Genomic DNA, 5465 nt, shown 5'->3' on the forward strand with positions numbered 1-5465 from the left:
GGCGCACCGCTGCCGGTGCAATGCCCGTTACCATCGCGCGATGTCGCAGAAGTACCACTTCCAGGTCGAGGTCCAGCCTCGGTTCCTGCCCGGGCAGTCCTCTCCCGAGGACGGCCTCTACAGCTTCGCCTACACCATCACCGTGACCAATGCCGGCAGCGTGGCGGCCCAGCTGATCGCGCGCCACTGGACCATCGTGGACGCCCACGGCCACGTGGAGGAGGTCAAGGGTCTGGGCGTGGTCGGCCACCAGCCGCTGCTGCGCCCGGGAGAGTCCTTCCAGTACACCAGCGGCTGCCGGCTGCGCACCGCCAGCGGCACCATGCACGGCAGCTACTTCGTGGTGGCCGAGGACGGCGAGCGCTTCGAGTGTCCGGTGCCGCTGTTCGTGCTCGATGCCGACGCCGGGGGCGCGGACGAGGCGCCTTCCACCGGCCGGGTGCTGCATTGAGCGCTCGACCGTCCCGCAGCCCCACGCTGGCCGCGTTGCTGGCGGGGGTGGACCCCAAGGCCCCGGTGGCCGAGCGCCACCTGCAGCTGCTGGCGCTGCTCGACTGGATCCGCGGCGACGGCCGCTCGGTGGAAGGGGCGACCGGCCGCCTGGCGCTGCTGGTGGAGGCGGCCGAGCGCTCGCCCCAGGTGGCGACCCGCCTGCGCGACTGGTGGGCGGCGCTGGTGGGCGGACTGGACATCACCACGCTGCTGGCCGACTTCGGCTTTGCGCAGCGCACCTCCATGGGCAGCGAGCTCACCGAGCGCCTGCGCTACAAGCTGCTGCCCATCAGCCCGGACACGCTCGATGCCTCGGAGCTGTTCATGCTGGCCCTGCCGGGCGAGTTCGACGCGCGCTGGCTGGCGGCCCTCGACGAGGCGCTGCTGGCGCGCCTGCGCGAGGTGATCGCCCCGGGCGCGGGCGAGGGCGCCAGCGCCTGGCAGCGCGCCCTGCTGGACGCCATGACCTACTGCGCCGGGCAGATCCTGTCCACCGGCTTCGCGCCCGAGCTGCGCCTGCGCATGAGCGAGGCGGCGCGCGAGGCCCAGCCCTTCCACGCGCTGATCCGCGACGTGGAAAGCCTGCGCGTGGAGGTGCTGCACCCGCTGCGCACCGAGAACCGGCGCGAGGAGGCGGTGCAGCGCCTGCGCGAACGGCTGGAGGCCTGCCGCGCGGCGGCCAGCACGGTGTATGCGCACTTCGAGGACAACGGCATCTCGGTCGGGCTGGTGTTTCGGCTGCGCCAGCTGCGCGAGCGCATCCTGCGCGAGCGCGAGCTGCTCGAATGCCTGCTGTCGCCCCGCCCGGCCGCCTCGGCGGTGCGGCTGCTGGCGCGGCTGGTGACGGTGGGGCGCGAGCGGCGCAGCGTGCGCGCACTGATCGCCTCCAGCTCCTCGCTGCTGGCGGCCAAGGTGGCCGAGCGCAGCGCCGAGACGGGCGAGCACTACATCACGCGCACCGGCAGCGAATACCTGGCGATGGTGCGCAAAGCGGCCGGCGGCGGCGCCGTCATGGCCTTCACCACGCTGGTCAAGCTGGGCCTGTACGCGCTGGCGCTGCCGGTGTTCTGGGGCGGGTTCCTCGCGGGCCTGAACTATGCCGCCAGCTTCGTGCTGATCCAGTTCCTGCATTTCACGGTGGCGACCAAGCAGCCGGCCATGACCGCACCGGCCATGGCGGCCAAGCTGGGCGACCTGGACGACCGCCAGGAGAGCGTCGAGGCCTTCGTGGACAAGGTGACGCACCTGGTGCGCTCGCAGGTGGCAGCGGTGCTGGGCAACGTGCTGCTGGTGTTTCCCGGGGCACTGGCGCTGGCGCTGGGCCTGGCCGCGCTCAAGGGCGAGCCGGTGCTCGATCGCGCCGAGGCCCTGCAGGTGCTGGATTCGCTCAGCCTGCTGGGGCCCTCGCTGCTGTTTGCGGCCTTCACCGGCGTGCTGCTGTTCGCCTCCAGCATCTTCGCCGGCTGGCTGGAGAACTGGTTCGTGCTGCGCCGCCTGGACTCGGCACTGCAATACCATCCGCGCTTCACGCGCCTGCTCGGGCCGGAGCGCGCCGCGCGCTGGGCGCAGTCGCTGCGCGAGAATGTGTCGGGCTTCGGCGCCAACGTCTCGCTGGGCTTCATGCTGGGGCTGGCGCCGGCGTTTGCCGGCTTCTTCGGGCTGGCCCTGGAGGTGCGCCACGTCACGCTCTCGGCCGGCCAGATGGGGGCGGCGGCCGCCACGCTGGGGTCCCAGGCGCTGCACGAGAGCGCGTTCTGGTGGGCCGCGGCGATGATTCCGTTCAACGGGGCGCTGAACGTGCTGGTAAGTTTCTACTTGGCGTTCCGCCTGGCACTGCGCGCGCACAACGTCGGGCGCGTGGACCGCGAGCGCATCTACCGCGCGCTGCGCGCACGCATGCGCGGTGCGCCGCTGAGCTTCTTCCTGCCGCGGCGCGAGGGATCGAAGGATGGGCCTGATGAATGAGCTGATGAGTTTCTGGGCGCAGTGGCTGCGCCCATCGGCCGGGTTGCCGACGGTGCAGTGGTCGCTGCTGCTGGCGGCCGCCACCGTGGTCGGCTACCTGGTGCAGCGCTACAGCGGCCTGCCAAAGGTGGTGGGCTATTCGCTGGTCGGCACGGTGGTCGGGCTGGCGGGCTTCGGCGGCGCGGTGTGGCCACTGCAGGGCATCAGCCTGTTCCTGCTGGAGCTGGCGGTGGCGCTGGTGCTGTTCGAGGCCGGCGGGCGCATTCCGCTGCGCTGGTTCCGCCACAACCCGATGGTGCTGGTGCAGAGCATCGTCGAGTCGGCCCTGACCTTTGGGGCCGTGTACTGGGCGCTGCGCTGGCTCGGTGTGCCCGAGCCGGCGCTGGCGCCGCTGGCGCTGGTGGCCGTCGCCGCCTCGCCGACGGTGCTCACGCGCGTGGTGGCCGATACGCGCGCGGCCGGGCCGGTGACCGAACGCGCCATCGTGCTGGCGACCCTGTCCTCGCTCTATGCGCTGGCGCTGAGCGGCGCGCAGGCGGTGCTGCCGGGTCGCCCGGGGGCTGATTGGCACGAGGCGCTGTACCCCGCGGCGGTGGTGCTGGGTGTGTCGGTGGCCGTGGGGGCGCTGCTGTCGCTGCTGCTGCGCCTGGCGCTGCGCGTGATGAGTCCGGGCAGCGAGAACACCGCCATCTTGCTGCTGGCGCTGATCGCCGCCAGCACCGCGCTGGCGGCGCACATCGGCGGCTCGGCGCCGCTGGCGGCATTGCTGGGCGGGATGCTGCTCAAGCAGCTGCACCCGCGGCCCTGGTCCTGGCCGCGCCAGATGGGCACGGCCTCCTCGCTGCTGATCATGCTGATGTTCGTGCTGGTGTCCACCGTCGCCGCCCAGGCCGACTGGAGCGCGCCGGTGGCCGGGCTGGTGCTGGCGCTGATCGCCGTGCGCCTGGTGGCCAAGACGGTGGGCGTGGGCGTGGGCAATGTGGGCAGCGGCGCCAGCTGGCGCCAGGCGGTGTGGGTGAGCTGCGCCATGACGCCGATGTCGGCGATCGCGCTGCTGGTGGCCTCGCAGTTCGTCGCCGCCGAGCCGGCGACGGGCGCGGTGATCACCGGCATCGCGCTGCCTGCCATCTTGCTGATGGAGATCCTCGGGGCGGTCATCGCCACCTTGGCCATCTACCGCGCCGGCGAGAGCTCCAAGCCGTGGGCCATCGCCGCGCTCGGCCGCGCCGCCCCGGAGCGCGACGGCAGCCAGAAAGGAACCTCGTCGTGAGCCTCGAAGCCTTCCAGAATTCCGAGCCGCTGACCCTGGGCGTGGAACTCGAGCTGCAGCTCGTGAACACCCACGACTACGACCTCGCGCCCTACGCCGACGACATGCTGCGCCTGATGCTCAAGACCCCGCTGCCCGGCAGCGTGGTGCCGGAGATGACCAGCAGCATGATCGAGGTCTCCACCGGCATCTGCCACTCCAGCAGCGAGGTGCTGGGGCAGCTGTCGCAGATCCGCGATGCGCTGGTCAAAAGCGCCGACAAGCTCAACATCGCCGTGGTCGGCGGCGGTACGCACCCGTTCCAGCAGTGGCACGAGCGGCGCATCTACGACAAGCCGCGCTTCCAAGAGCTGTCGCAGCTCTACGGTTACCTGTCCAAGCAGTTCACCATCTTCGGCCAGCACGTGCACATCGGCTGCCCCGACGCCGACGCGGCGCTGGTGATGCTGCACCGCATGAGCCGCTACATCCCGCACTTCATCGCGCTGTCGGCTTCCAGCCCCTATGTGCAGGGTCAGGACACGGCCTTCGACTCGGCGCGGCTCAATTCCGTGTTTGCCTTCCCGCTGTCGGGGCGCGCGCCCTGCGTGCTGACCTGGGCGGAGTTCGAGCAATACTTCGACAAGATGACGCGCACCGGCGTGGTCAAGAGCATGAAGGACTTCTACTGGGACATCCGCCCCAAGCCGGAGTTCGGCACCATCGAGATCCGCGTCTTCGACACGCCACTGACCATCGAGCGCGCCGCAGCCCTTGCCGGTTTCGTGCAATCGCTGGCCGCGTGGTTCCTGGCCGAACAGCCCTTCACGCCCGCCGAGGACGACTATCTGGTCTATACCTACAACCGCTTCCAGGCCTGCCGCTTCGGCATGGACGCGGTCTACGTCGATCCGGCCACGGGCGAGCACATGCCGCTGCGCGAGCACATCGTGCGCACCATCGACCACATCGCGCGCCATGCCGGCAGCCACGGCGCCTCGGGCGCGCTGCACATGCTGCGCGGCGAGGCCATCGCCGGCCAGAACGACGCGCGCTGGCTGCGCAGCCGCATGCAGGCGGAGCAGCTATTGGCCGAGGTCAGCCGCCAGGCGGCGCTGCGCTTTCGCGGCCAGGCGCACTGATGGACGGCACGCCCGGGAGAGCCGCGATGGGGGAATTCGAGCTGATTGCCCGCTACTTCACGCGCCCGCTGCCGCCGGGCGGCGGCGTGGCCCTGGGCGTGGGCGACGATTGCGCGCTGCTGGCCCCGCGCCCGGGCATGCAGCTGGCCGTCTCCAGCGACATGCTGGTCGAGGGCCGGCACTTCTTCGCCGACGTCTATCCCGCGCACCTGGGCCACAAGGCGCTGGCCGTGAACCTGTCCGACCTGGCGGCCTGCGGGGCACGGCCCCTGGGCTTCATGCTGGCGCTGGCGCTGCCGCGCATGGACGAGGTCTGGCTGGAGGGTTTTGCGCGCGGGCTGCTGGCGCTGGCCGATGCGCACCACTGCCCGTTGGTCGGCGGCGACACCACCGCCGGTCCGCTGACCATCTGCGTCACGGTGTTCGGTGAGGTGCCGGCCGGCGGGGCGCTGCTGCGCAGCGGCGCGCGCCCGGGCGACGACATCTGGGTGAGCGGCACGCCGGGGCTGGCGCGCCTGGCGCTGGATGCGCTGCGCGGCCAGCTGCACCTGGACGCGAGCGCGCTGGCGGTGCTGCGCCGCCGGCTGGAGCAACCCGAGCCGCGGGGGGCGCTGGGC

The 5465-nt window shown here is 71.7% G+C and carries 5 protein-coding genes; all 5 read left to right on the top strand.

The genetic code is table 11. The features are described from left to right. Positions 1 to 40 precede the first annotated feature (40 nt). The gene (gene apaG, locus A612_RS12130; protein WP_019374740.1) at positions 41 to 451 is read left to right on the top strand and encodes a Co2+/Mg2+ efflux protein ApaG; all 411 of its coding nucleotides are present in this window, start codon (positions 41 to 43) and stop codon (positions 449 to 451) included. After that, a complete protein-coding gene (locus tag A612_RS12135) occupies positions 448 to 2457 on the top strand; it encodes a site-specific recombinase (protein WP_040436780.1) in 2010 nt (669 codons plus the stop codon). The genes apaG and A612_RS12135 overlap by 4 nt, the downstream gene beginning before the upstream one ends. Beyond that, positions 2450 to 3727 (top strand): cation:proton antiporter domain-containing protein, encoded by a 1278-nt coding sequence (locus tag A612_RS12140; protein ID WP_019374742.1) that lies wholly within the window; start codon positions 2450 to 2452, stop codon positions 3725 to 3727. Before A612_RS12135 ends, A612_RS12140 begins: the two co-directional genes overlap by 8 nt. Continuing rightward, complete coding sequence (locus A612_RS12145; protein WP_019374743.1) at positions 3724 to 4848, top strand: YbdK family carboxylate-amine ligase; 1125 nt, start codon at positions 3724 to 3726, stop codon at positions 4846 to 4848. Before A612_RS12140 ends, A612_RS12145 begins: the two co-directional genes overlap by 4 nt. A gap of 26 nt (positions 4849 to 4874) precedes the next feature. After that, a partial coding sequence (gene thiL / locus A612_RS12150; RefSeq protein WP_019374744.1) for a thiamine-phosphate kinase occupies positions 4875 to 5465 on the top strand: 591 nt, incomplete at its 3' end.

Source organism: Melaminivora alkalimesophila, from assembly GCF_000282995.1.
GTDB lineage: Bacteria > Pseudomonadota > Gammaproteobacteria > Burkholderiales > Burkholderiaceae_C > Melaminivora > Melaminivora alkalimesophila.

Bases quoted from the DNA above. Each gene is read 5' to 3' on its own strand.
- apaG (WP_019374740.1), top strand. From the start codon at position 41: ATGTCGCAGAAGTACCACTTCCAGGTCGAGGTCCAGCCTCGGTTCCTG.
- A612_RS12140 (WP_019374742.1), top strand. From the start codon at position 2,450: ATGAATGAGCTGATGAGTTTCTGGGCGCAGTGGCTGCGCCCATCGGCC.